Source organism: Ramlibacter cellulosilyticus (genome assembly GCF_014297465.1).
Taxonomy (GTDB): Bacteria; Pseudomonadota; Gammaproteobacteria; order Burkholderiales; family Burkholderiaceae_C; genus Ramlibacter; species Ramlibacter cellulosilyticus.
This window is the reverse complement of sequence record NZ_JACORT010000006.1, coordinates 301,848-325,634: the sequence shown is the minus strand read 5'-3', so window position 1 is coordinate 325,634 and position 23,787 is coordinate 301,848. Positions and strand designations below refer to the sequence as shown.

Sequence of the window (23,787 nt, the reverse complement as noted above, 5' to 3'; positions counted from 1 at the left end):
CCGAAGGGCACCCCGGCAAGAGATCGCGTCACACGCAGGGTTGGGTTGCCCGAAGGGCACCCCGGCAAGAGATCGCGTCACACGCAGGGTTGGGTTGCCCGAAGGGCACCCCGGCAAGAGATCGCGTCACACGTGCTGGGTTGCCCGAAGGGCACCCCGGCAAGAGCGGCGACCGCCTCAGGCCAGTTGCCCCGCATTCGGCATCGTGAACCCCACCTTGTCCAGCGCCGCCTGCAGCACCTGCTGCTGCTCCGCATTCAGGTCCACCAGCGGCGGGCGCACGTGCACCCAGTCCTGGCGGCCGGTCTTCCAGGCGATGGCGGCTTTCATGGCGGGGATCAGCGGGAACTGCGCGAAGGCGGCGCGCGTCGCGTCCAGGTCCTTCTGCTGCTGGTCGGCATCGGCCTGCTTCCAGGTCTTGTACAGGCGCATGATCGCCGTCGGGTTCACGTTCGCCGTGGCCGTGATGCAGCCCGGGCCGCCCGCCCGCAGGTCGGCCAGCAGGAAGTTCTCGCTGCCGGCGAACACGTCGAAGCCCTGCGGACCGAACTCCTCGATCATCGCCTTCGTGTGGTTCCAGTCGCCGCCGCTGTCCTTCATGCCCGCGACGATGCCCGGATAGGACTTGAGCAGGCGTGCGACCACGGCGCGCGGAATCGGCGTGCTGGACACCGGCGGAATGTGGTACAGGTACACGCGCAGCCGGTCGTCGGCCACCTGGTCGATGATGGTCGCGAAGTTGCGGTACAGGCCTTCGTCGCTCACGCCCTTGTAGTAGAAGGGCGGCAGCATCAGCACGCCGCCGGCGCCTGCCTGCACGGCACGCTTCGTCAGTTCCACCGAGTCCGGGATCGCGCAGCAGCCCGTGCCGGGCATCATGCGCGCCGCGGGCAGCCCCGCTTCCAGCAGCGCGTCGAACAGCTTGCGCTTCTCCGCCACCGACATGGAATTCGCCTCCGAGTTGGTGCCGAAGATGGCCAGCCCCACCTCCTGGTCCAGCAGCCAGCGGCAGTGCCGGATGAAGCGGTCGGCATCGGGCGTGTAGTCGGCGTTGAACGGCGTCAGGACGGGCGACAGGACGCCCTGGAGGCGGGGAGTGGATGCGGTCATGGCGGAGGATTGTGGAGGGCGGGACCGCAAAACATTTTGCGTCAGAAGATAGCGGAAGCGTGTTTCCCCTCGACAGGCACCTGCGCACACTCCACCCTGGGCCATTCCAGACCAACCAGGAGACAAAGACATGCCCCAGACCTTCCGCCGCGGCCTGCTGGCCGCCCTCGTCGGCGCCGCACTGCTGCCCGCCGCCGCCCTCGCGGCCTGGCCCGAGCACCCCGTGAAGCTCGTGGTGCCTTACCCGCCGGGCGGCGCCACCGACGTGATCGGCCGCATCGTCGCCCAGCGCCTGTCCACGGCCCTCGGCCAGCAGGTGGTGGTCGACAACCGCGGCGGCGCGGGCGGCAACATCGGCGCGGACCTCGTCGCCAAGGCGAAGCCGGACGGCTACACGCTGCTGATGGGCGCGATGACCTCGCATTCGACGATGGCACGGCTGGAGCGCGGCAAGATCAGCTACGACCTGCAGAAGGACCTCACCGCCGTGCAGGTCGTGGGCTACGTACCGCTGGTGTTCATCGTGCATCCCTCGGTGCCCGCCAACAGCTTCCAGCAGCTGGTGAGCCACGCCAAGGCGAACCCGAAGAAGCTGACGTACGCGTCCTCCGGCGCCGGCGCGCCGCAGCGCATGGCCGTCGAGATGTTCCGCGTGCAAAGCGGCGCCGACATGATCCACGTGCCGTACAAGGGCAGCGGCCCGGCCATGACCGACCTCATCGGCGGCCAGGTGCTGATGGCCGCCGAGACGGTGCCCGCCGCCCTGCAGCAGATCAAGGCCGGCAAGGTGCGCGCGCTGGCCGTCACCACGCCGCAGCGCATCTCCATGCTGCCGGACGTGCCGACCGTGGAAGAGTCGGGCTGGAAGGGCTTCGACGTGGTGTCGACCTTCGGCGTGATGGCGCCCGCTGGCACCCCGGCCGATGTCCTCGCGAAACTGAACGCCGAAATCGGCAAAATCATGCAGGACCCCGCGGCCAAGGAGCAGTTCCTGCAGCAGGGCGTGTACACCCTGGCGCCGCAGACGCCCGCGGAAGCCTCCGGCCGCCTGAAGGCCGAAGTGGCGAAGTGGGCGAAGGTGATCGACGAGACCGGCGTGAAGGCCGACGAATGAATCCATGACGAAACAAGACGACGCGAGCGGGATGCGCAAGGGCCTCACCAACTACGGTGATGCCGGCTTCTCGCTCTTCCTGCGCAAGGCGTTCATCAAGGGCGCGGGCCTCACCGACCACGCCCTCGACCGGCCGGTGATCGGCATCGCCGACACGGGCAGCGGCTACAACCCCTGCCACGGCAACATGCCGCAACTGGTGGAGGCCGTGCAGCGCGGCATCATGCTGGCCGGCGGCCTGCCGGTGAAGTTCCCGACGATCTCCATCGGCGAGAGCTTCGCGGCGCCCACGAGCATGTACCTGCGCAACCTCATGTCCATGGACACCGAGGAGATGCTGCGGGCGCAACCCATGGACGCGGTGGTGCTGATCGGCGGCTGCGACAAGACCGTGCCGGCGCAGCTGATGGGCGCCGCGTCGGCGGGGCTGCCGGCGATCCAGCTGATCACCGGCTCCATGCTGACCGGCTCGCACCGCGGCGAGACCGTCGGCGCGTGCACGGACTGCCGCCGCTTCTGGGCGCGCTTCCGCGCCGAGGACATCGACCAGCAGGAGATCGACGACGTCAACAACCAGCTGGTGGCGAGCGTGGGCACCTGCTCGGTGATGGGGACGGCGAGCACGATGGCGTGCATCGCGGAAGCGCTGGGCATGACGGTGCCCGGCGGCGCGTCGCCGCCGGCGGTGACTTCGGCGCGCATGCGCGTCGCGGAGCAGACGGGCACGGTTGCCGTGCAGATGGCGAAGAGCCGCCTGACGATCGACAAGATCCTGACGGAGAAGGCCTTCGAGAACGCGATGCGCGTGCTGCTCGCGATCGGCGGGTCCACCAACGCGATCGTGCACCTCACCGCGATCGCCGGCCGCCTCGGCTTCGAGGTGGACCTGAAGGCACTGGACCGCATGGGCCGCGAGACGCCGGTGCTGGTGGACCTGAAGCCTTCGGGCCAGCATTACATGGAGCACTTCGACGCGGCGGGCGGCATGACGACGCTGCTGCGCGAGCTGAAGCCGCTGCTGCACCTCGATGCGCTGACGGTCACGGGCCGCACGCTGGGCGAGGAGCTGGAACGCGCGAGCCCTTCGTTCAAGCAGGACGTCGTGCGTCCCCGGGACAACCCCATCTACCCGCAGGGCGGCATCGCCGTGCTGCAGGGCAACCTGGCGCCCGGCGGCGCGATCATCAAGCAGTCGGCGGCGGATCCGAAGCTCATGGAGCACGAAGGCCGCGCCGTGGTGTTCGAGGGCCTGCAGGACCTGGCCGAGCGCATCGACAGCGACGACCTGGACGTGAAGGCCGACGACATCCTGGTGCTGAAGAACATCGGCCCCAAGGGCGCACCCGGCATGCCGGAGGCGGGCTATATCCCGCTGCCGCGCAAGCTGGCGAGGCAGGGCGTCAAGGACATGGTGCGCATCTCGGACGGCCGCATGAGCGGCACGGCCTTCGGCACCATCGTGCTGCACGTGACGCCGGAGTCGGCGATCGGCGGGCCCTTCGCGCAGGTGCGCACCGGGGACCGGATCCGGCTCTCGGTGGCCAACCGCGAGATCAGCCTGCTGGTGTCCGACGAGGAGCTGGCGCGCCGTGCGAAGGAGCAGCCGGTGCAGGTGCCGCGCGCCGAGCGCGGCTATCGCAAGCTGTTCCTGGAGAACGTGACGCAGGCGGACAAGGGGGTGGACTTCGAGTTCCTGGCCGCGCCGGAGGTGAAGGGGCGGGTGCCGAAGGGGTAGGCCCTTCGGTGGGGTTCGCTGGCGCTCACCTGCCGCGTTCGCGCCACCCTACAGGCGCGTTCGCGCCGCGATCCGTGCATGTGCGCGCCACCATCGGTGCATGCCCGCGCCACCATCCGTGCATGCCCGCGCCACCATCCGTGCATGTCCGGCGCCGCCATGCGTGCATGTGCGCGCGAATGCGCCTGTAGGGTGGCGCAGCGACGCTGCGGACGGTGAGCGCCAGCGAACCCCACCGTTTCAACGGCGTCCCTGCGCCGCATGCTTGCGCAGGTCCATGCACGGCGCCTTCGCCGCCGCGAACGCGGCCAGCGCGGCGAAGACCGCCAGGATGCCGAACACGATGTCGAACGCGTGCGTCACGCGTGCCGGGTCCAGCCCCTGCAGCGACAAGGTCTCGCGCGTCGCGCCTTCCCCTGGCTGCAGCAGCACGAATGCCAGCCCGCCGAAAGCGGCGGTCCCCAGCGTCGCGCCGGTCGAACGCGTCAGCGACAGCAGGGCGGCAGCCGCGCCCAGGCGCTCGCGCCCGGCGAGGATCTGCGTCGCCAGTTGCGAGCTGGGCATCACCGTGCCGAAGCCCACGCCGCACACCGCGGCCGCCGCCGTGATCACCCACGGCGCCGGCGGCAGGATGGCCAGCCCGGCGATCGCGATCGCCGCGGCGCCCAGCCCCCACGGCGGCAGCTTGCCGCTGGTGCCGGTGCGCGCGCTGAAGCGGCTGTTGAAGGTGGAGCCCACCACGATCCCGCCAGTCAGCGGCAGCAGCTGCAGCCCCGCGTCGAGGGCGCTCGAATGGCGCACCACCTGCAGGTAGATCGGCAGCAGGAAGAGCAGCGCGAACATCGTGCCGGCGAAACCGACCACGGACGCGCAGATCCAGGGCACGCCCGGCAAGCGGAGGATGTCGAGCGGCAGGAAGGAGTTGGGATGGCCGCGCTGCTGGCGCGCCAGCGCGAAGCCGGTTGCCAGCGCGAACGCTGCGAACACCGCGCTGGCGAACGACAGGAGCGGGAAGCGATGCCCCACCTGCCCGAACCACACGAGCGCACTGGTTGCGCACAGCACGAAGAGGACGAAACCGGTGGGATCGTAGGGAGCGTGCCGCGCGGCCGATGGCGCGGGCTTCGGCAGCCGGCTCATCCGCCAGAACGCGAGCAGTCCCAGCGGCAGGTTCGCGAGGAACAGCCAGCGCCAGTCGTAGTGGTGCACCACGAAGCCGCCGATCAGCGGCCCGCCGACGCTGGAGGTCGTGAAGATCAGCGCGAAGTAGCCCTGGTAGCGCGGGCGCTCCCACGGCGGCACCAGTTCTCCGATCAGGGCCTGCGACAGCACCATCAGCCCGCCGCCGCCCAGCCCTTGCAGCACGCGCGCCGCGATCAGCAGGTGCATCGTCGGCGCGAGGGCGCACGCGAGCGAGCCCAGCACGAAGACGGTCAGCGCGGCCAGCATCACGTTGCGCCGGCCGAAGCGGTCGCCGAGGCGCCCGTACATCGGCGCGGTGATCGTCGCGGCGAGCAGGTAGCCGGCGGCGATCCACGAAGTGTCGGAGAGGCCGCCGAGCTCCCGTGCGATGCGCGGCGTGGCCGTGACCAGCAGCGTCTGGTCGACGGCGCCCATGAACATCGGCAGCATGACGGCGCTGAAGAGCGCGAAGAACGTGGCGCGCTCGACGCCGGCGGGCTTGGGCGCCGGAGGCGCGGCAGGCTCGAATCCCGGGTCCTCGCCGCCGGTCGTGGACGACGGCATGCCGCCTTCGCTCAGCAGGGGAGTGTCGCGCCCGCTCGCCGGCGCGGCGCGGCCCGGCGCGGGCGGCTCGTCATCTCTCACCCGGCGATCCTAAGCGAGCGGCCGCCGGCTTGCAGCGCGGAGTCGGCCCGCTCCTACAGGCCGGCGGGCGAAAAAAAAGGACGCCGCGGCGCGGCGTCCCCTGCATGCACGGATCGGGGGATCAGTACACGACGATCTTGCCCGTGGGACGGGGGCTGTGGCAGTCGTTGTAGAAGTACTCGCCCGGCTTGTGGAACGTGAACTGCGCGGACTCTCCGGGGGCCAGCTTGAAGTTGAACAGGCCTTCGAAGAACTGCGTGGCGCAGTGCGTGTTGGCGTTGTTGGCCGGGTTGGTGAAGGTCACCGTGGTGTTGGCGGGGACGCGCATCCAGGTGGGCGTCATCGCATTGACGGCGGTGGACTCGGTCGCGCCGGGCGTGTTCGCGGCGGTCTGCACGCGGGCCAGGAACACGGTGTTCTGCGTCGGCAGGGCCGCGCCTTCCACCGGGTTGCCCGACACCGGGCGGCGCACCTCGGGCGGCGTCGGGGTCGCGGCCTGGGCCACGGTGCCGCCGATCTTGAACGCCCACAGCGAGTCACCGCGCGGAGCGGAGTTGCCGTAGGGGATGCCCGTGCCGCCGGCGTACACCGCGATGTACTGCTCGCCGTCGATCTCGTAGGCCACCGGGCTGGCGCTGATCGCCGCGCCGGTCTGGAAGCGCCACAGCTCGGCGCCGTTGTGCGCGTCCATGGCGATGAGGTTGCCGTCCGGCTGGCCGATGAACAGCAGGTCCGACGCGGTGGTCAGGATGCCGTTGCCGTGCGCCAGGGAGTAGGGCATCGGCTTCTTCCACTTCACCACGTTCGTGCTCGCGTCCACGGCGACGACGGCACCCGTCTGGTACTCGCCCGGGGGACGCAGGCCGTTGCTGGACTCGGTCAGCGAGTGCGCCGCCGCCACGTAGCCCATGCCGGTGTAGATCATCCCGGTGCGCGGGCTGAAGGACATGTGGTTCCAGTCGGCGCCGCCGCCGTGGCCGGGGATCGACAGGATCGGCACGTCCCAGTGCGCGTCGTACAGGCAGCCCTTCACGTAGTTGGGGACGGCGCGGTTCGGGTTGCCCGGGATCGCGGTGCCCAGCGGCTGGTCGACTACGCAGGTCTCGGTCCAGGCGCCCTGGCGCGGGAAGGGCTGCGTCGGGTAGCTGGCCTGGCGCGGGTCCTGCTTGACCGGCACTTCGTCGATGCCCAGCGGCGCGCTGCCGTCCTTGCGATCGAGCACGTAGTACATGCCGCTCTTGCTGCCGTAATACAGCACCTTGCGGTCGCGGCCGTGGATCTTCACGTCCGCCAGCACCGGCGCCATCACGTTGTCCATGTCCCAGATGTCGTGGTGGATGGACTGGAAGTGCCACTTGTATTCGCCGGTCTTCAGGTCGAGGGCGACCACGGAGTTGGCGAACAGGTTCATGCCGGGGCGCGTGGAGCCGTTCTGCGAGGAACCGCCGCGGGCGTTGCCGAAGGTCCAGTACACCATGTTCAGCTCGGGATCCACGGCGGGGTGGATCCACGGCGTGGCGCCGGTGCGGTTCGCCTCGGCGGCGCCGCCCCAGGTGTCGTAGCCGTACTCGCCCGGACGCGGCACGCCCCAGAACTTGGTGAGGATGTTGCCGTTGGTGGCGTCGATGGACAGCGCGGCGCCGCGGCTGCCGTCGTTGGTGCCCATGTAGAGGCGCTTGTCGTGGTAGACGACGGCGACCTTCTCCACGTTGCCCACGTACTCGGGGTCGGTGGACGAGGTCGGGTATTGCTTGACCCACTTCACCGCGCCGGTGTCCTTGTCCAGGGCGACCAGGCGGTTGTCGTTGGCGACGGTGAAGACGGTGCCCAGGTCCCTGGCGACGGCGGCGCCGCGGCGCGTGATGCCGCCGTAGGGCGTCGTCCACTTCCACTTGGTGGCGCCGGTCTTGCCGTCCACGGCGATCACGTTGCCGAGGGCGGACTCGATGTACAGCACGCCGTCGACGACGACGGTGGTGCTCTGGTTGGTGCCGGTCTTCAGGCCGCCTTCGATGTTGTTCACCCAGGCGCCGCCCAGCTGCTTCACCAGGCCCTTGTTGATCTGGCGCAGCGAGGAGTAGTTCTGGTTGCCCAGGTTGCCCCCCACCTTGGGGAAGTCCTTGTCGCCGGCGCTGCAGCAGCTCTGGAGGTCGGCCGCGGCCGCGGGTGCCGCGGGCTGCGCGAACAGGGTGGGCGGCGCGAGCACGCCGCACGACAGCAGCAGGGCTGCCAGCGATTTCAGTTTCATGGTGTCTCCATTGGGAGTGGTTGGACCGTCCGGGGCTTGGATCGTCGCCGTTCTATGCTGCAGAACGGCGTTTCAAAATAGTAGCTGCGCTGCACGTGGCGGGGCTTCGGGGGATTCCCTTAGAGACGGTGCTCGAACGGGCAGGTCGTTCTGAAGGACGCAACGCGCGGGCGTCCGGCCTCGCGAGTGGAGGGCGGGGAATGAACCCGGCGAAGCGGCGCGGGTGCGCCTGGCGGCGCCGGCGTCAGCCCGCGTGCGCGCGCGGAGACTTCGCGGGCGCGCTGCTTCGCGCCGTGGAGCGCGTGGCCGTCTTGCGCGCCGGCTTCAGCTTCCAGCCGGAGAACTCCACGGCCTCGGGGTCGCCGCCGAAGGTGCGGGTGAGGGCCTGGGCGTGCTTGAACAGCACCGGCACGATCTTCTCCTCGCCCAGCGCCTCGATCCGGTAGCGCGGGCCGGAGACGCTGATCGCGCCCACCAGCTGGTTGCCGTGGCCGAACACCGGCGCCGCGAAGGCGGCGATCTCCGGGTCGCGTTCGCCGAAGGAGGCGTCGAACATGGCGGTACGCACGCGCTCGGGGCGCTCGCCGCGCGCGCCGCGGAAGGCCCGCAGCACGTGGCCGGCCGCGCCGGCCGCCAGCGGCAGCCGGTCGCCCTCCCGCACGGAGTCGCGCACGGTACGGGAGGCATCCACCCGGTGCAGCACCACCCGGTGGTCGCCGTCGACGATGTAGAAGGAAGCGCCTTCCTGGAGCTCCTCCACGACCTTGCGCAGCACGGGCGGGACGATCTCGGAGGTGCGGAAATGGCGCTGGTAGAGGGATCCGAGGTAGAGCACCTTCGAACCCAGCCGGTAGCTGCCGTCCTCGGTGCGCAGGACGTAGCCGAACCGTTCCAGCGACTTCGTCAGCCGCAGCACCGTGCTCTTGTAGAGCCCCGTGCGCTTCGACAGCTCTGCCAGCGAGATCTTCTCGTCCGTCAGGGCATCCAGGATCGTCAGCGCGCGATCGACTGCCGCAACGCCGCCTTCATCGCTCATGGGCTTACCTCCACGGGGGGAGTCTAGCAGCGGGGCCTTTCTGGCGCCCCCCTGCCGGAGGAGGGCGGGGGGCGCGCCTGAGGGTAGACCCGGATCAGCGAAGTTTTAGAACACTGTTATGCTGTACGGAACGCTGCGACCCCGCCGGCGCACGAACGCATTGCCCTGCCCACTGACGGACCGACCATGCCCACCCTGCCACGTTTCGACCACTACATCGCCGGGGCTTCCGTGCCCCCGTCGTCCGGGGAATACCTGCCCACGGAAGATCCGTATTCCGGCGAGGTCTGGGCGGAAGTCGCCCGCGGCAACGCCGCCGATGCGGAGAAGGCGGTGGAGGCCGCGAGCCGCGCCTTCGAGTCCGGCCCGTGGCCGGCCATGACGCCGTCCGAGCGTGGCCGCCTGCTCTGGCGCCTGGCCGACGTCATCACCGCCAACGCCGAGCGCCTGGCCGTCATCGAACAGCGCGACAACGGCAAGCTTGCCGTGGAGGTGACCGCGCAGGTCCGCTACATGGCGGACTACTTCCGCTACTACGCCGGCCTCGCCGACAAGGTGCAGAGCTCGGTCATCCCGACCGACAAGAAGGGTGTCTTCGCCTATACGAAGTACGAAGCCAAGGGCGTCGTGGCGATCATCACGCCCTGGAACTCGCCCCTGACGCTCACCAGCTGGAAGCTCGCGCCCGCGCTGGCGGCCGGCTGCACCGCCGTGGTCAAGCCTTCGGAGTTCACCTCCGGCTCCATGGTGGAGTTCGCCAAGCTGTTCGCCGAAGCCGGCTTCCCGCCCGGCGTGGTCAACGTGGTCACCGGCCTGGGCCCCGAAGTGGGCGAGGCGCTGGTGCTGCACCCCAAGGTGCCCCACATCGGCTTCACCGGCGGGACGGCCGCCGGCAAGAAGATCTACGAGATGGCGGCGCGCCACCTGAAGACCGTCACGCTGGAACTGGGCGGCAAGTCGCCCAACATCGTGTTCGACGACGCCGACCTGGACCAGGCCGTCAAGGGCGTGGTGTCCGGCATCTTCGCCGCGTCCGGCCAGAGCTGCCAGGCGGGCTCGCGCCTGCTGGTGCAGGAAAGCATCCACGACCGCTTCATCGACAAGCTGCTGGCCTTCATGAAGGACGTGAAGCTGGGCGACCCGAAGGCGCCGGACACGCAGGTCGGCCCCATCGCGACGCGCCCGCAGTTCGAGAAGGTCATGGGCTACATCGAGATCGCGAAGAAGGAAGGCGCCCGCGTGGTGCTGGGCGGCAAGAGCCGGCCCGACCTCGGCGCCGGCCAGTTCGTCGAGCCCACCATCCTGACCGGCGTGCGCAACGACATGCGCATCGCGCAGGAAGAAGTGTTCGGCCCCGTGCTGTCGGTGATTCCCTTCCGGGACGAAGCCGACGCGCTGCGCATCGGCAACGACACGGTGTTCGGCCTCGCCGCGGCGGTCTGGACGAAGGACCTCAAGCGCGCCATGCTGATGACCGACAAGCTCAAGGCCGGCACGGTGTGGGTCAACAACTACCGCGCCACCAGCTTCACCTCGCCTTTCGGCGGGTACAAGGAAAGCGGCATCGGGCGCGAGTCGGGCACGGAGACCATCAAGGAGTACCTGGACACCAAGTGCGTCTGGATGTCCTCGGACCTCGACGTTCCCAACCCCTTCGTGCGGCGCTGAAGGCCACGGGAACGAACTCGGAGACCCGATGAACGACAAGGCATTGCAAGGCATCCGCGTCCTGGACCTGACCAACGTGCTGGCGGGTCCCCTGTGCGCCTACCAGCTGGCGCTGCTCGGCGCCGACGTGATCAAGGTGGAAGTCCCCGAGTCCGGCGATCTCGCGCGGCAGCTCGGAAGCGAACCGAAGCTGAACGCCGAACGCATGGGCGCCTCCTTCCTCGCGCAGAACGGCGGCAAGCGCTCCCTCACGCTGAACCTCAAGCAGGAAGAGGGCAAGGCGGTGCTGCGCCGCCTGGTGGCGACCGCGGACGTGCTGGTGGAGAACTTCCGTCCCGGCGTCATGGAGCGCCTCGGGCTGTCGTACGAGACGCTGCGCGAAGTGAACCCGCGCCTCGTGTACTGCGCGATCACCGGCTTCGGGCAGGAAGGCCCGATGCGCGATGCGCCGGCCTACGACCAGATCATCCAGGGGCTGTCCGGGATGATGAGCGTCACCGGCGACGCGAAATGCGCGCCGCTGCGTGCGGGCTACCCGGTGGCCGACACCATCAGCGGCATCATGGCGGCGTTCGCGATCTCTGCCGCGCTCGTGCGCCGGAACGCGAGCGGCCAGGGGGCCTTCGTCGACGTCTCGATGCTCGATTCGGCCCTGGTCTCCATGGGCTGGGTGATCTCCAACTTCCTCATCGCCGGCACGCAGCCGCAGCCGCACGGCAACGACAACTTCACGGCCGCGCCCTCGGGCACCTTCCGCACCGGCGCCGGCCTGCTGAACATCGCCGCGAACAAGCAGGAGCAGTTCGAGGCGCTGTGCAAGGTCGTGGGCCGCGAAGACCTCGTCTTCGACGAGCGCTTCGCCCGGCGCGAAAGCCGCAAGCAGAACCGCGCCGCGCTGACCGTGGAACTGGAGCGGGCGCTCGCCGCGCATCCCGCTTCGCATTGGGAGAAGGTGCTCGTGCGCGCCGGCGTCCCCTCGGGCGCCGTCCTCAGCCTGCCGCAGGCGCTGGACCTGGAACAGGTCGCCGTGCGCGGCCTGCTGCAGGAGTTCCCCGAAGTGCCGGGCACGGGCCGCGCGATCAAGGTGGCGCGCACCGGCTTCAAGCTCTCGGGCGCGGATCCGGAAGCTTCGCTGCCGCCGCCGCGCCTCGGCGAGCACACCGATGCGCTCCTCGCGGAGCTGGGGTATTCCGCCGCGGACATCGCGGCGCTGCGCAAGGACGGAACGGTATGAGCAAGACTCCCGGCGAGATCGTCGACGAGGCGAAGACCTGGTGGACGACGGAGATCGTCGACATCCAGCCCGGCAAGATCGGCATCCGCGGCTATCCCATCCAGCAGCTGATCGGCAACGTCAGCTTCCCCGAGATGATCTGGCTGATGCTGCGCGGCGAAGTGCCGCGCGCCGACCAGGCGAAGCTGCTGGAAGCGGCGCTGGTCGCTGCCGTGGACCACGGCCCGCATGCGCCGTCGATCGCCATCTCGCGCATGGCCGTCACCTGCGGCCTGCCGATCAACGGGGCGATGGCTTCCGCGATCAACGCGCTGGACGACATCCACGGCGGCGCCGGACAGCAGTGCATGGAACTGCTGCAGGAGATCGACCAGGCACTGGCCGGCAGCGAACCGTCGATCGAAGTCGTGGAGGCGGTCCTCGCCTCCTACGTGGAGCGCAACGGCAAGATCATCCCGGGCTTCGGCCACCGCTGGCACGGCACCGACCCGCGCGCGGTGCGCCTGGTCGCCATCGTGCGCGAAGCGCAGGCGCGCGGCACGGTCGCGGGCCGCTACACGACGATCGCCACCCTGGTGGAGGAAGCGCTGGGCCGCAAGAAGGGCACGCGCATCCCGATGAACATCGACGGCATCACCGCCGCCATCTACCTCGAGCTGGGCTTTCCCGCGCCGCTCGGCCGGGGCCTCTTCATCCTCTCGCGCTCCGTGGGCATCCTGTCGCATGCCTGGGAGCAGTCGCAGCAGGGCGGCCGCATCAAGGGCCCGATGCCGCCCAGTGTCTCCTACACCTACGCGGGCCCCGCGGCGCGCGACCTGAAACGCTGAAACCACCCCCGTCACACCACCCACAGGATCCCCCATGAAGGAACTCGTCTCCAAGCAGCTCGTGCGCTACCTCGAACGGCGCGGTGTCACCCACGTGTTCGGGCTCTGCGGCCACACCAACATCGCGGTGCTCGCCGCGATGGCCGACAGCAAGCTGACCTTCGTGAACACGCGCCACGAGCAGGTGGCCGCGCACATCGCCGACGGCTATGCGCGCGCGAGCAAGAAGACGGCGGTGATCCTGTCGCACCTGGGCCCCGGCCTGACCAATGCCTCCACCGGCGTGGCGAACGCGGCGCTGGACTCCATCCCGCTGGTGGTGATCGCGGGCGACGTGCCGAGCCACTACTACGGCAAGCACCCGCACCAGGAAGTGAACCTGCATTCGGATGCGGCGCAGTCGGAGATCTACCGCCCGTTCGTGAAGCGCGTCTGGCGCGTCGAGCGTCCCGACCTCTTCCCCGAGATCCTGCAGAAGGCCTTCCAGCTCGCCGAGAGCGGCCGCCCCGGCCCCGTGCTGGTGTCGGTGCCCATGGACATCTTCTCGATGGAAGTGGACACGAAGCTGTTCGAGCGCCTTTCCCACCACACGCAGCAGCTGCAGAAGCCCTCGATCGACGACGAGGTGGCCGAGAAGATCGTGCGCACGCTGGTCGAGGCACGCAACCCGGTGGTGTATGCCGGCGGCGGCGTGATCCTGGCCGATGCGGCGGAGGAACTGCGCCAGCTGGTGGACCACCTCTCGCTGCCCGTGGCGCACAGCCTCATGGGCAAGGGCGTGCTGCCCGACGACCATCCGCTGACGCTGGGCATGACCGGCTTCTGGGGCACGAAGTTCGTCAACGACCAGTGCCGCAACGCGGACTGGGTGTTCGGCGTGGGCACCCGCTTCGCCGAGGCCGATTGCAGTTCCTGGGAAGCCGAATACACCTTCAGCTTCCCGCCGACGAAGCTGATCCACATCGACATCGACCCCGCGGAGATCGGCCGCAACTTCCCCGTGCAGATCGGCGCGGTGGCGGACCTGAAGCAGGCGCTCACCGTCCTGAACCGCGTGGCGCGCAAGCTGTTCCCGAACGGCCGTGCCGACGACGCGCTGAAGAAGTCCATCGCCGCCTACCGCAAGGAATTTGCCGCGGGCAACGCCGGCCACATTGCAAACGAGGGCTACCCGATGCGCCCGGAGCGCATCCTGTCCACCGTGCGCGAGGTGCTGCCGCGCGACGCGATCATCACCACGGACGTGGGCTGGAACAAGAACGGCGTGGGCCAGCAGTTCCCGATCTACACCCCGGGCAGCATCCTCACCCCCGGCGGCTTCGCCACGATGGGCTTCGGCTCCCCCGCGGCCATCGGCGCCAAGATCGCCTGCCCCGACCGGGTAGTCGTCGCACTGGTGGGCGATGGCGGCTTCGGGCAGAATCCCGCCGTGCTGGCCACTGCGGCCGAGCAGGAAGTACCGGTCGTCTGGATCGTGATGAACAACAACGCCTACGGCACCATCGCCGGGCTGGAGATGGCGCACTACGGAACCGCCTTCGGGACGGTCTTCCGGCGCAAGGGGGAGCCTTACCACGTGGACTTCGCGGCCATCGCCCGTGCCTATGGCGTGGACGGCGTGCAGATCCGCACGGCGGCCGAATTCAAGCCCGCCCTGGAGAAGGCGATCGCCTCCGGCAAGCCCTGCGTGATCGATGTGGCCATGCTGAACGAACCCGTGCCGACCGCCGGCCACTGGAACATCAATGACATCTACTCGCCGGGCCGCAAGGTCTCGCACGTCGCCGTCAAGTAAGCCCGCGCGCGGCTTCACGCTGCTGGAGCTCCTGGTGGTCATGGTGATCATCGGGCTGCTCGCGGCCTACGTGGCGCCGCGCTACTTCTCACAGGTCGGCCGCTCCGAGGTGCGCAGCGCGCAGGCGCAGATCGCCGCGCTGCGCAACGCCCTGGACGCCTATCGCCTCGACGTGGGTTCGTACCCGAGCACGGAGCAGGGCCTCGCCGCGTTGTCGGCTCGCCCGCAAGGCGCGACGCGCTGGAACGGGCCCTACCTGCAGCGCGCGGTACCGCCGGACCCCTGGGGCCGGCCGTACCAGTACCGTGCCCCCGGCCAGCATGGCGAGTACGACCTGCTGTCGCTGGGCAAGGACGGCCAGCCCGGTGGCTCGGACGAGGCCGCCGACATCACGAGCTGGCAGTAGCGCCATGCGCTTCGAGGTCCGGGCCCTGAAGCCGCGCGAAGGCGTGGTGTCGCTCCTGCTGGAGGCGCCGGACGCCGGCGCGGCGCAGGAGCAGGCCCGGGCGCAGGGACTCGCCGTTCTCTCGGCGCGGCCGCTGCGCTCGTTCGGCGACGTCATCGTGCGCCGCCGCCGTGCCTTCCCGCTGCTGCAGTTCACGCAGGAACTCGTCGCGCTGCTGCGCGCGGGGCTCTCGCTGCCCGAGACGCTCGAGACCATGGTGGAGAAGGAGTCGCGGCCCGAGGTGCGCGGCACGCTGCAGGAAGTGCGCGACCGCCTGTACGAGGGCCGCTCGTTCTCCCAGGCGCTGGAAGCGCAGCCGGCCATCTTCGCGCCGCTGTACGTGGCGACCGTGCGTGCTTCCGAGCGCACCGGCGACCTCGCCGAGGCCCTCGCGCGCTACATCGACTACCAGGAGAAGCTGGACGTCCTGCGCAAGAAGATCGTCTCGGCTTCCATCTATCCCGCGGTGCTGCTGGGCGTGGGCGGCCTGGTCACGCTGTTCCTCCTGGGTTACGTGGTGCCGCGTTTCTCGGCGATCTACGCCGAGTCCGGCCGCGACCTGCCGTTCCTTTCGCGCCTGTTGCTGGACTGGGGCCAGTTGATCCAGGGGCGGGGCGACGTGCTGCTCGCCGTGCTCGTGGTGCTGGCCGTGGGCGCCGTCGCCGGCTGGTCGCGGGTGAGGCGCGCGGCGGCGGCCGGCGTGCAGCGCGTGCCCGCCTTGCGCGAACGCCTGCTGGTCTACCACCTCGCGCGCTTCTACCGCACGCTGGGCATGCTGCTGCGCGGCGGCGTGCCCATCCTGCCCGCGCTGGGCATGGTGGCGGGCCTGCTGTCGCCGGAGCTGCGCGAGAAACTTTCGGTGGCCGTCGCGCGCGTGCGCGAGGGCGTCGCCCTCTCCGATGCGATGGTCGGTGCGGGGCTCACGACGCCGGTGGCGGCGCGCATGCTGCGCGTCGGCGAGAACAGCGGCGACATGGCCGGCATGATGGAGCGCATCGCCGTCTTCCACGACGAGGAACTCGCGCGCTGGGTCGACTGGTTCACCAAGCTCTTCGAGCCGCTGCTGATGGCCGTGATCGGCGTGGTGATCGGTGCCATCGTCGTGCTGATGTACCTGCCGATCTTCGAACTGGCGGGGAGCCTGCAATGATGCGCGAGCCCGTTCAGGACCTGCAACCCATCACGCCCGAACAGGTCGCGGAGGCGCGGCGGCTCGCACCCACGCGCAACCTCAGCGTCGTCGCGACGCTGGAAGAACTCGCGGGCGACGCCCCGGAGGTCTTCACCGCGCGACTCGGCCGCTCGTTGCACTACCCGGTCGCGAGCATGCAGGACCTGCACCGTGCGCAAGCCGCGTTCGAGGTGCTTCCCTTCACCGAAGCCGCGCGCGCGCAGATCGTGCCCGTGCGCCTGGACGGCCAGCTGCGCCTGGTGCTGGGCGATCCCTTCGAGGCGCAGCGCATCGCGTGGGCCGAGGAGCGCGTGCAGGAGCCCTTCGCCTGGATGCTCGCGCACCATGCCGACGTCGCGGCCTGGCTCGCGCGGCACGAGGAAGGCCTCTCCGCCATGGCCAGCCTGCTGCCCGAAGCAGGCGAGGGCGCGGCGACGGACCTCGGCGTGGAAGACCTCTCCTTCCAGAGCATCACGGAAGACACCAGCCAGGTCGTGCGCCTCGTGCGCTCCACGCTGTACGACGCCCTCAAGGCGAACGCTTCCGACATCCACCTCGAGACCGGGCCGCAGGGGCTGGTGATCCGCTACCGCCTCGACGGCGTGCTCGTTTCCGTGGGGCAGGCGCACGGCCAGGAATTGGCGGAGCAGGCGATCTCGCGCCTGAAGGTGATGGCCGAACTGGACATCTCCGAGCGCCGCGTGCCGCAGGACGGCCGCTTCACCGTGTCGGTGCAGGGCCGGGAGATCGACTTCCGCGTGTCCATCATGCCGTCGATCTTCGGCGAGGACGCGGTACTGCGGATCCTGGACAAGCAGCGCCTGGCCGATGCCGCGCGGGGCCTGACGCTGGATTCCCTGGGCTTCGAGGGCCGCGACCGCGCGCTGATCCGCCGCTTCGCGAGCGAGCCCTACGGCATGCTGCTGGTCACCGGCCCCACCGGCAGCGGCAAGACGACGACGCTCTACGCGGCGCTGTCGGAGACGAGCACCGGCCACGACAAGGTCATCACCATCGAGGACCCGGTCGAATACCAGCTGCCGGGCGTGCTGCAGATCCCGGTGAACGAGCGCAAGGGCCTGACGTTCGCGCGCGGCCTGCGCTCCATCCTGCGCCACGACCCCGACCGCGTGATGGTGGGCGAGATCCGCGATCCCGAGACGGCGCAGATCGCCGTGCAGGCGGCGCTGACCGGCCACCTCGTGTTCACCACGGTGCACGCGAACAACGTGTTCGACGTGCTGGGGCGCTTCACCCACATGCAGGTGGACCCGTACAGCTTCGCCGCGGCGCTCACCGGGATCGTCGCCCAGCGCCTCGTGCGCCTGAACTGCCCGCATTGCAGCGAGCCGGTGACGCCGAGCGCCGAGCAGCTGCAGGTGTCGATGATCGGCAAGGAGGCGCAGGGCTTCAACTTCATGGCCGGCAAGGGCTGCGGGCATTGCCGCAGCACGGGCTACCTGGGCCGCACCGCGATCGCCGAGATCATGGTGCTGACCGACGAACTGCGCGAGATGATCGTCGCGCGGGAGCCGATCCGGGCGCTGAAGGAAGTGGCGCGCCGCGGCGGCACGCGCTTCCTGCGCGACGCCGCCGTCGAACTGGTCCGCGAGGGCCGCACCAGCCTGGAGGAGATCGACCGTGTCACCTTCGTGGCGTAGGCGCGTCGGCCTCTTCGTGGAGCCGGGCGCGGTGGGCGCGCCCGCCGTGCCGGTCCAGCGCGCGGAAGTGGCGGCCACGCTGTCCAACCAGTTGGTGCGCTACGCGCTCGTTCCCGACGCCACTGCGCTGCGCAACGACGCGGAGCGGCAGGCCGCCGCGCAGCATGCGCTGGTGCAGACGTACGGCGATGCCGCGCGCGGCTGGGACGTCGCCGTGGACCGCGCCGGCCATTTCCCGCAGCTGCTGGTGGCCGGCATCGATGCGGGGCTGCGCGAGCAGGTCGAAGTGCCGCTGCGCGAAGCCGGCGCATCGTCGGTCGTCGTGCAGCCGGCGCTCGCGAGCGCGCTGGCGGTTGCCGGCGCTCCGCCAGCGGGGTGGGTCGCCGTGCTCGAACCGGGGCGCATCGTGCTGGCCGCTTTCGGCGGCGGCGCGCTGCTGGCCGTGCGCAGCCAGCGCGTGCGCGGCGCGCTCGCGGACGACCTGCTGGTGCTGCTGCAGCAAAGCCGGCTGCTCGACGGAGTGCCTTCGGACGCGGACGAAGTGCGGGTGTGCGCCGAAGGCCTCGCGGGCGAAGTCGCGCTGCCCGGCTTCCGCGCGGTGCCCGTGCCGATGGACTTCCGCGCGCCGCAACGCCCGCCGCGGCGCAGCGACCCGGTGCAGCTGGCGTTCGGCCGCGCGCCTTCGCTCGTGCGGGGTGCCGAGCTTGCGTGGCTGGGCGTGGCGGCGCTGGTGTTCGTGGCCGCGGCCTGGCAGTACACGCAGCTCGCGGGGCAACGCAGCGCGCTGCAGGCCACGCTGGCGGAAGCGGATCGCTTCTCCCAGCGCCAGGCGACGCAGCCCCTCGACGCGTCGCGTCCCGAAGCGCGTGCGCTGGCCGCGGAAGTCGTGCGCGCCAATGCCGTGGCGGCGCGGCTGCAAGTGCCATGGGAGGCGCTGTTCACCGACCTCGAACTGGCGGCCGGCGAAGGCGTCACGCTGACCGGGCTGGAGCCCGAGGGCGGCATGCGGCGCCTGCGCATCACCGGGGAAGCGCGCCGGTTCGAGGACCTCACGCAGTACCTGCGCCGCCTCGAAGGCACGCCGGCGCTGCACAACGTCTTCCTCACGAGCCACGAGCAGCGGGATCGCGGCGTGGCCTTCACCTTGACCGCCGACTGGGTGCGCAGCGATGAACCGGTCCGTCCCTGATCCGCGCCGGCTCCTGCGCCGCATCGGCTGGCCTGCCCTCGTCGCGGGGTTGCTGGTGCTGCTGGCCGTGCTCCTCTACGCCGCCGGCGTGCGCGCGCTGCAGCGCGACGTCGCGGACCTGCAGGTGCAGGCGGAAGCCGCGCAACGCAAGTTGCGCAGCGGCACGCTGGAGACGCGCAAGGCGCCGGCCACGGTCGCCGAGCAGCTGCGCACCTTCCAGGCCTTCTTCCCGCGCGCGGACTCGCTGCCGCACTGGCTGGACACGATCAACACCATCGGCCGCGGCTCCGGCCTCCTGATCCGCTCCGGCGAGTACCGCCTCGAGCGCCCCGAGCAAGGACCCTGGCGCTACCACATCACGCTGCCGGTCTCGGGCAGCTACCTGCAGGTGCGGCAGTTCATCACCTTCGTGCTGCGCGAAGTGCCGTCGGCCTCGCTCGACGACGTGCAGCTGCGGCGCGACGCCGCGAGCGATCGCGTCGATGCGCGGCTGCGCTTCTCGCTGCACTTCACGGGATCCTGAGATGGCCCTGAGCGCACGCACCCGGTGGTGGGCCTACGGTGTCGCGGGACTCGCGACCGTGGGCGCCATGCAGTGGGTGGACCAGCGGGCCGCCGAACCCGAGGTGGTTGCGGCAGCGACGCCGCGGCGCAGCACGCCCGTGCCCGCCGGTGCCGCTTCCGCGCCGGCCGACGACACGCAGGTGCGCCTGGACTGGCTGAAGCGCCGCACCGGCGAGGACCTGCCGCGCGGCGACCCGTTCGGCACGCAGAACATGGCCGTGCAGCAGCAACAGCAGGCACAGGCCGCGGCGGCACCGCCGCCTCCGCCGCCGCCGCAGGCGCCGCCGCTGCCTTACACCTACCTGGGCAAGTGGATCGAGCAGGGCCAGACCACGATCTATCTCGCGCGCGGCGAACACCACGTCGCGGTGCGCGGCCCCGGACGGCTGGACGACACGTACACCGTGGAGTCCGTGAACGAGAACCAGATCGTGCTGAACTACGTACCGCTCGGCATCAGGCAGACGCTGCCGCTGGTGCCCGGCGCGGCGCCCACGCAGGCGGCCGCGGGCGCGGCACCGCCGGAAGAATCGACAGAGGAGACGAATTGAGCCTGCATCCCGGAACCCGGGCCCTCGTGGCGGCCGCGGTCGCGCTGCTGTGCGCCGCCTGCACCACGCCGCCCGAGCTGTCGGAAGGCCGGCAGCTGATCGCGCAGGGCCGCTACGAGGAAGGCCTTGCCCGCCTGGAGGTCGCCGCGAGGACGCATCCCCGGCACACGGAGTCGTACACCGCCTTCGTCACGCAGCGCGACGCCCTCGTGAACGCCTACGTGCGCGAAGGCGACATGCAGCGCGCAGGCGGCAACCACGACGCGGCCGAGGCGCAGTACCGGCGCGCGCAGCGGCTGGACCCGAATTCGGCCGTCGTGCAGGCGAGCCTGGATGCGAACGCCCGCGCGCGCCACAACGCGCAGCAGGTGGCGCAGGCCGAGCTGGCGCTGCGTAACGGCGACCTGGCCAGCGCCGAACGCATCACGCGCGGCGTGCTGGGCGTGGAGCCCTCGAACACGCGTGGCCGCGCGGTGATGAAGGCCATCAACGAGAGGCGCGCCAGCGCGGACGCCGTGCCCCCGCGGCTGCGCTCCGCGCTGCAGCGGCCCGTGACGCTGGACCTGCGCGATGCGCCGCTGCGGTCGATCCTCGCGGTGATGGCCACGCACGGCGACCTCAATTTCGTGTTCGACCGCGAAGTGAAGACCGACCAGCGCACCAGCATCATGGTGCGCGACATGACGCTGGACGACGTGCTGAAGGTGCTGCTGCTCACCAACCAGCTCGAACGCAAGATCCTCAACGACAACTCCATCCTGATCTACCCCGCCACGCAGGCGAAGCAGCGCGAGTACCAGGAGCTGGTGACGCGCAGCTTCTACCTGTCGAACGCCGACCCGAAGCAGACCGCCGCGATGATCCGCGCGCTCGTGAAGACGCGCGACCTGTTCGTCGACGACAAGCTGAACCTGATCATCATGCGCGACACGCCGGATGCGGTGCGCCTGGCGGAGCAGCTGGTGGCGACGCAGGACCTCGGCGAGCCCGAGGTGATGCTGGAGCTGGAGGTGCTGGAAGTCGCCTCCAGCGTGGCGCAGGAACTCGGGCTGCGCTGGCCCGAGCAGGTGGGCTTCTACCTGCCCGACGCGAACGGTGCGATCCCGGACGTGGTGGAACTGAGCAGCCGGAATTTGCGCGCGATGGTCGCCAACCCGGTGGTGCTGCTGAACCTGCGCAAGCAGGACGGCACCACCAACCTGCTGGCCAACCCGCGCATCCGCGTCAAGAACCGCGACAAGGCCAAGGTGCACATCGGCGAGCGCGTGCCGGTGATCACGACGACGTCCACGGCCAACGTCGGCGTGTCGTCCTCGGTGAGCTACCTCGAGACGGGCCTGAAGCTCGACGTCGAGCCGAACATCTTCCTGGACGACGAAGTCGCCATCAAGATCCAGCTGGAGGTGTCCAACATCCTCGAGCAACTGAACGTGTCCGGCACGGTGGCCTACCGCCTCGGCACGCGCAACGCGGCGACCACGCTGCGCCTGCGCGATGGCGAGACGCAGGTGCTCGCCGGCCTGATCAGCAGCGAGGACCGCAGGAACTTCGCCAAGGTGCCGTACGCCGGCGACATGCCCGTCCTCGGACGCCTGTTCCGCAGCGACAGCGAGCAGGGCAGCAAGAGCGAGATCGTGCTGCTGCTCACGCCGCGCATCGTGCGCAACCTGTCGCGGCCCGATACGGTCGCGGCCCAGTTCTTCTCCGGCACCGAGCTGGCGCCCGGCGCCGCGCCGCTGCGGCTCACGCCGGGGGGCCGCGTGGGCATCACGCCGGACCCGGCGCTCGCCGCCGCGCCAGCTGCCGCCGCGAACGCGCCGCGGGCTGCGACGGGTGCGCCCGTACCGCTGAACATCGTCGCTCCCGCCCAGGCACCGGTCGGCTCGGAGTTCACCCTGAGCCTGATGCTGCCGGCGGCCGACTCGCCGGTGAACGCGACGCTGCAGCTGGCCTACGACCCCGCCGTGCTGAACGTCGTGGGGGTCGTGCCGCCTCCGGCGGGCGGCGCACCGGCGCCGGACCGCGGCAGCCTCAGTGTCGACGTCGCCTCGGCCGGCATCGCCGGCACGCCGTCCACGCCGACGCAGGTGCGCTTCAAGGTCGTGGCGACCGCGCCGACCAACACCGAGATCGGCATCGAGGTCGCGAACACGAACCGGCCGATCGTGGCGCCGCCTTCGGCGCAGCCCCTCAGCATCGTGGGGCGGTGAACATGCAGGGGCGGCGGGCACGCGGGTTCACGGTGATCGAGATGGTGGTCACCGTGGCCATCATCGGCCTGCTCGCCTCCATCGCGCTGCCGCTGGCGGAGCTCACCGTGCAGCGTGCGCGCGAGCACGAGCTGCGCCGTTCCCTGCGCGAGATCCGCACCGCGATCGACGCGTACAAGCAGGCCACCGACGCGGGCCGCGTCGCCAAGCTGGCCGATGCGAGCGGCTATCCGCCCAGCCTCGACGTGCTGGTGGACGGCGTGCCGGACGCGCGCGATCCCGGCAAGCGGCCGATCTACTTCCTGCGCCGCCTGCCACGCGACCCCTTCCACGAGGCGGCGCAGGATCGCCCGGCGGACACCTGGGGCGTGCGCGCCTACGACTCGCCGCCCGATGCGCCCCGCGCGGGCAAGGACGTGTTCGACGTGTATTCGCGTTCCACGGCGACCGGCATCAACGGCGTGCCGTACCGGGAGTGGTGAGCATGAAGGCGAAGGGATTCACGCTGGTCGAGCTGCTGGTCGTCATGGCGATCATGGCGGTCCTGCTCACCGTGGCGCTGCCGCGCTACTTCAACTCCGTCGAGCGTTCGCGCGAGGTGGCGCTGCAGCAGTCGCTGAACGTCGTGCGCGATGCCATCGACAAGTACTACGGCGACCGCGGCAAGTATCCCGAGAGCCTGTCGGACCTGGTGCAGGCGCGCTACCTGCGCTCGCTGCCGGTCGACCCCGTCACGGGCACCGGCGACACCTGGGTGATCGTGCCGCCGCCCGCGGGCTCGCCGGGCGGAGGCGGCATGTACGACCTGCGCAGCGGCGCGCCCGGCAAGACGGCGGACGGGAAGTCCTTCTCGGAGCTCTGAATGCGCCAGCGGGGCTTCACCTATGTCGGCCTGCTGCTGCTCGTGGCCATGAGCAGCGCGGCGCTGGCCGCGGCCGGGACGCTGTGGAGCCTCGAATCCCGGCGCGACAAGGAGGCCGAGCTGCTGTTCGTCGGCGCGCAGTTCACGCAGGCCATCACTTCCTTCCGCGAGCGCACGCCCGCGGGCCAGATGCAGCGCTTCCCCCGCGACCTCGAGGAGCTGGTGGAGGACAAGCGCTGGCCCACGCCGCGGCGCCACCTGCGCCGCATCTACGTCGACCCCATGACCGGCCTGCGCGAGTGGGGCCTCATCGCCGCGCCCGGCGGCGGCGTGCAGGGGGTGCACAGCCTGTCCCCGGATGCGCCGCTGAAGCGCGCGAACTTCGCGCCGGAGCACGAGGAATTCGCGGTCGCGACCAGCTACCGCGAGTGGCGCTTCGTCCCCCAGACCCCCGGCGCCGGCCAGCCCGAACAGAACTGAAGCGCGGGTCACCGGGATTGACCCTAGGCGGCCCAGCGCCCCGCCGCCCTATACTTTTGG

Annotated in this window: 20 protein-coding genes; 16 read left to right on the top strand and 4 right to left on the bottom strand. The window is 70.4% G+C overall.

Annotated elements, in window-relative coordinates; translation table 11 throughout:
• Positions 1 to 177 precede the first annotated feature (177 nt).
• The gene (locus H8N03_RS16105) at positions 178 to 1,110 is read right to left on the bottom strand and encodes a dihydrodipicolinate synthase family protein (RefSeq protein WP_187077212.1); all 933 of its coding nucleotides are present in this window, start codon (positions 1,108 to 1,110) and stop codon (positions 178 to 180) included.
• Positions 1,111 to 1,240: 130 nt separating this feature from the next.
• Between H8N03_RS16105 and H8N03_RS16100 the strand changes: the two genes are divergently transcribed.
• Positions 1,241 to 2,224, top strand: a complete 984-nt coding sequence (locus H8N03_RS16100) for a Bug family tripartite tricarboxylate transporter substrate binding protein (RefSeq protein WP_187077211.1) — start codon at positions 1,241 to 1,243, stop codon at positions 2,222 to 2,224.
• Positions 2,225 to 2,228: 4 nt separating this feature from the next.
• Complete coding sequence (locus H8N03_RS16095; protein WP_187077210.1) at positions 2,229 to 3,959, top strand: IlvD/Edd family dehydratase; 1,731 nt, start codon at positions 2,229 to 2,231, stop codon at positions 3,957 to 3,959.
• A 240-nt stretch (positions 3,960 to 4,199) separates the two neighbouring features.
• On the opposite strand, the gene H8N03_RS16090 is transcribed toward H8N03_RS16095, so the two are convergent.
• The 3 genes from H8N03_RS16090 to H8N03_RS16080 form a co-directional block, all read right to left on the bottom strand.
• Positions 4,200 to 5,786, bottom strand: a complete 1,587-nt coding sequence (locus H8N03_RS16090) for an MFS transporter (RefSeq protein ID WP_187077209.1) — start codon at positions 5,784 to 5,786, stop codon at positions 4,200 to 4,202.
• A 121-nt stretch (positions 5,787 to 5,907) separates the two neighbouring features.
• Entirely contained in the window at positions 5,908 to 8,034 is a 2,127-nt protein-coding gene (locus H8N03_RS16085) for an outer membrane protein assembly factor BamB family protein (protein ID WP_187077208.1), read from the bottom strand.
• A 244-nt stretch (positions 8,035 to 8,278) separates the two neighbouring features.
• A complete protein-coding gene (locus H8N03_RS16080) occupies positions 8,279 to 9,070 on the bottom strand; it encodes an IclR family transcriptional regulator (RefSeq protein ID WP_187077207.1) in 792 nt (263 codons plus the stop codon).
• Positions 9,071 to 9,256: 186 nt separating this feature from the next.
• Between H8N03_RS16080 and H8N03_RS16075 the strand changes: the two genes are divergently transcribed.
• From H8N03_RS16075 to H8N03_RS16010, 14 genes are read left to right on the top strand one after another with little or no spacing between them, the layout of a single operon-like run.
• Complete coding sequence (locus H8N03_RS16075) at positions 9,257 to 10,738, top strand: aldehyde dehydrogenase (protein ID WP_187077206.1); 1,482 nt, start codon at positions 9,257 to 9,259, stop codon at positions 10,736 to 10,738.
• A 28-nt stretch (positions 10,739 to 10,766) separates the two neighbouring features.
• Complete coding sequence (locus tag H8N03_RS16070; RefSeq protein ID WP_187077205.1) at positions 10,767 to 11,972, top strand: CaiB/BaiF CoA transferase family protein; 1,206 nt, start codon at positions 10,767 to 10,769, stop codon at positions 11,970 to 11,972.
• Positions 11,969 to 12,799 (top strand): citryl-CoA lyase, encoded by an 831-nt coding sequence (locus tag H8N03_RS16065; RefSeq protein WP_187077204.1) that lies wholly within the window; start codon positions 11,969 to 11,971, stop codon positions 12,797 to 12,799. The genes H8N03_RS16070 and H8N03_RS16065 overlap by 4 nt, the downstream gene beginning before the upstream one ends.
• Before the next feature lie 34 nt (positions 12,800 to 12,833).
• Entirely contained in the window at positions 12,834 to 14,594 is a 1,761-nt protein-coding gene (locus tag H8N03_RS16060; protein ID WP_187077203.1) for a thiamine pyrophosphate-binding protein, read from the top strand.
• A complete protein-coding gene (gene gspG, locus H8N03_RS16055; RefSeq protein ID WP_187077202.1) occupies positions 14,545 to 15,000 on the top strand; it encodes a type II secretion system major pseudopilin GspG in 456 nt (151 codons plus the stop codon). Before H8N03_RS16060 ends, gspG begins: the two co-directional genes overlap by 50 nt.
• Before the next feature lie 4 nt (positions 15,001 to 15,004).
• Positions 15,005 to 16,189 (top strand): type II secretion system F family protein, encoded by a 1,185-nt coding sequence (locus H8N03_RS16050; protein WP_187077201.1) that lies wholly within the window; start codon positions 15,005 to 15,007, stop codon positions 16,187 to 16,189.
• The gene (locus H8N03_RS16045) at positions 16,189 to 17,871 is read left to right on the top strand and encodes a GspE/PulE family protein (RefSeq protein WP_255428239.1); all 1,683 of its coding nucleotides are present in this window, start codon (positions 16,189 to 16,191) and stop codon (positions 17,869 to 17,871) included. The genes H8N03_RS16050 and H8N03_RS16045 overlap by 1 nt, the downstream gene beginning before the upstream one ends.
• Positions 17,852 to 19,060 (top strand): PilN domain-containing protein, encoded by a 1,209-nt coding sequence (locus H8N03_RS26630; protein WP_187077199.1) that lies wholly within the window; start codon positions 17,852 to 17,854, stop codon positions 19,058 to 19,060. The genes H8N03_RS16045 and H8N03_RS26630 overlap by 20 nt, the downstream gene beginning before the upstream one ends.
• Entirely contained in the window at positions 19,041 to 19,583 is a 543-nt protein-coding gene (locus tag H8N03_RS16035) for a type 4a pilus biogenesis protein PilO (RefSeq protein WP_187077198.1), read from the top strand. Before H8N03_RS26630 ends, H8N03_RS16035 begins: the two co-directional genes overlap by 20 nt.
• Position 19,584: 1 nt before the next feature.
• A complete protein-coding gene (locus H8N03_RS16030; protein WP_187077197.1) occupies positions 19,585 to 20,175 on the top strand; it encodes a hypothetical protein in 591 nt (196 codons plus the stop codon).
• Complete coding sequence (locus H8N03_RS16025; protein WP_187077196.1) at positions 20,172 to 22,385, top strand: secretin GspD/PilQ domain-containing protein; 2,214 nt, start codon at positions 20,172 to 20,174, stop codon at positions 22,383 to 22,385. The genes H8N03_RS16030 and H8N03_RS16025 overlap by 4 nt, the downstream gene beginning before the upstream one ends.
• A 2-nt stretch (positions 22,386 to 22,387) precedes the next feature.
• Positions 22,388 to 22,867, top strand: a complete 480-nt coding sequence (locus tag H8N03_RS16020) for a type II secretion system protein (protein ID WP_187077227.1) — start codon at positions 22,388 to 22,390, stop codon at positions 22,865 to 22,867.
• A 2-nt stretch (positions 22,868 to 22,869) separates the two neighbouring features.
• Entirely contained in the window at positions 22,870 to 23,247 is a 378-nt protein-coding gene (locus tag H8N03_RS16015) for a type II secretion system protein (protein ID WP_187077195.1), read from the top strand.
• Positions 23,248 to 23,727: a type II secretion system protein gene (locus tag H8N03_RS16010; RefSeq protein WP_187077194.1), complete on the top strand. Its 480-nt coding sequence runs from the start codon at positions 23,248 to 23,250 to the stop codon at positions 23,725 to 23,727.
• Positions 23,728 to 23,787 lie beyond the last annotated feature (60 nt).

Bases quoted from the DNA above. Each gene is read 5' to 3' on its own strand.
- H8N03_RS16105 (WP_187077212.1), bottom strand. From the start codon at position 1,110: ATGACCGCATCCACTCCCCGCCTCCAGGGCGTCCTGTCGCCCGTCCTG.
- H8N03_RS16100 (WP_187077211.1), top strand. From the start codon at position 1,241: ATGCCCCAGACCTTCCGCCGCGGCCTGCTGGCCGCCCTCGTCGGCGCC.
- H8N03_RS16095 (WP_187077210.1), top strand. From the start codon at position 2,229: ATGACGAAACAAGACGACGCGAGCGGGATGCGCAAGGGCCTCACCAAC.
- H8N03_RS16085 (WP_187077208.1), bottom strand. From the start codon at position 8,034: ATGAAACTGAAATCGCTGGCAGCCCTGCTGCTGTCGTGCGGCGTGCTC.
- H8N03_RS16080 (WP_187077207.1), bottom strand. From the start codon at position 9,070: ATGAGCGATGAAGGCGGCGTTGCGGCAGTCGATCGCGCGCTGACGATC.
- H8N03_RS16075 (WP_187077206.1), top strand. From the start codon at position 9,257: ATGCCCACCCTGCCACGTTTCGACCACTACATCGCCGGGGCTTCCGTG.
- H8N03_RS16070 (WP_187077205.1), top strand. From the start codon at position 10,767: ATGAACGACAAGGCATTGCAAGGCATCCGCGTCCTGGACCTGACCAAC.
- H8N03_RS16065 (WP_187077204.1), top strand. From the start codon at position 11,969: ATGAGCAAGACTCCCGGCGAGATCGTCGACGAGGCGAAGACCTGGTGG.
- H8N03_RS16060 (WP_187077203.1), top strand. From the start codon at position 12,834: ATGAAGGAACTCGTCTCCAAGCAGCTCGTGCGCTACCTCGAACGGCGC.
- gspG (WP_187077202.1), top strand. From the start codon at position 14,545: ATGACATCTACTCGCCGGGCCGCAAGGTCTCGCACGTCGCCGTCAAGT.
- H8N03_RS16050 (WP_187077201.1), top strand. From the start codon at position 15,005: ATGCGCTTCGAGGTCCGGGCCCTGAAGCCGCGCGAAGGCGTGGTGTCG.
- H8N03_RS16045 (WP_255428239.1), top strand. From the start codon at position 16,189: ATGCGCGAGCCCGTTCAGGACCTGCAACCCATCACGCCCGAACAGGTC.
- H8N03_RS16035 (WP_187077198.1), top strand. From the start codon at position 19,041: ATGAACCGGTCCGTCCCTGATCCGCGCCGGCTCCTGCGCCGCATCGGC.
- H8N03_RS16030 (WP_187077197.1), top strand. From the start codon at position 19,585: ATGGCCCTGAGCGCACGCACCCGGTGGTGGGCCTACGGTGTCGCGGGA.
- H8N03_RS16020 (WP_187077227.1), top strand. From the start codon at position 22,388: ATGCAGGGGCGGCGGGCACGCGGGTTCACGGTGATCGAGATGGTGGTC.
- H8N03_RS16015 (WP_187077195.1), top strand. From the start codon at position 22,870: ATGAAGGCGAAGGGATTCACGCTGGTCGAGCTGCTGGTCGTCATGGCG.
- H8N03_RS16010 (WP_187077194.1), top strand. From the start codon at position 23,248: ATGCGCCAGCGGGGCTTCACCTATGTCGGCCTGCTGCTGCTCGTGGCC.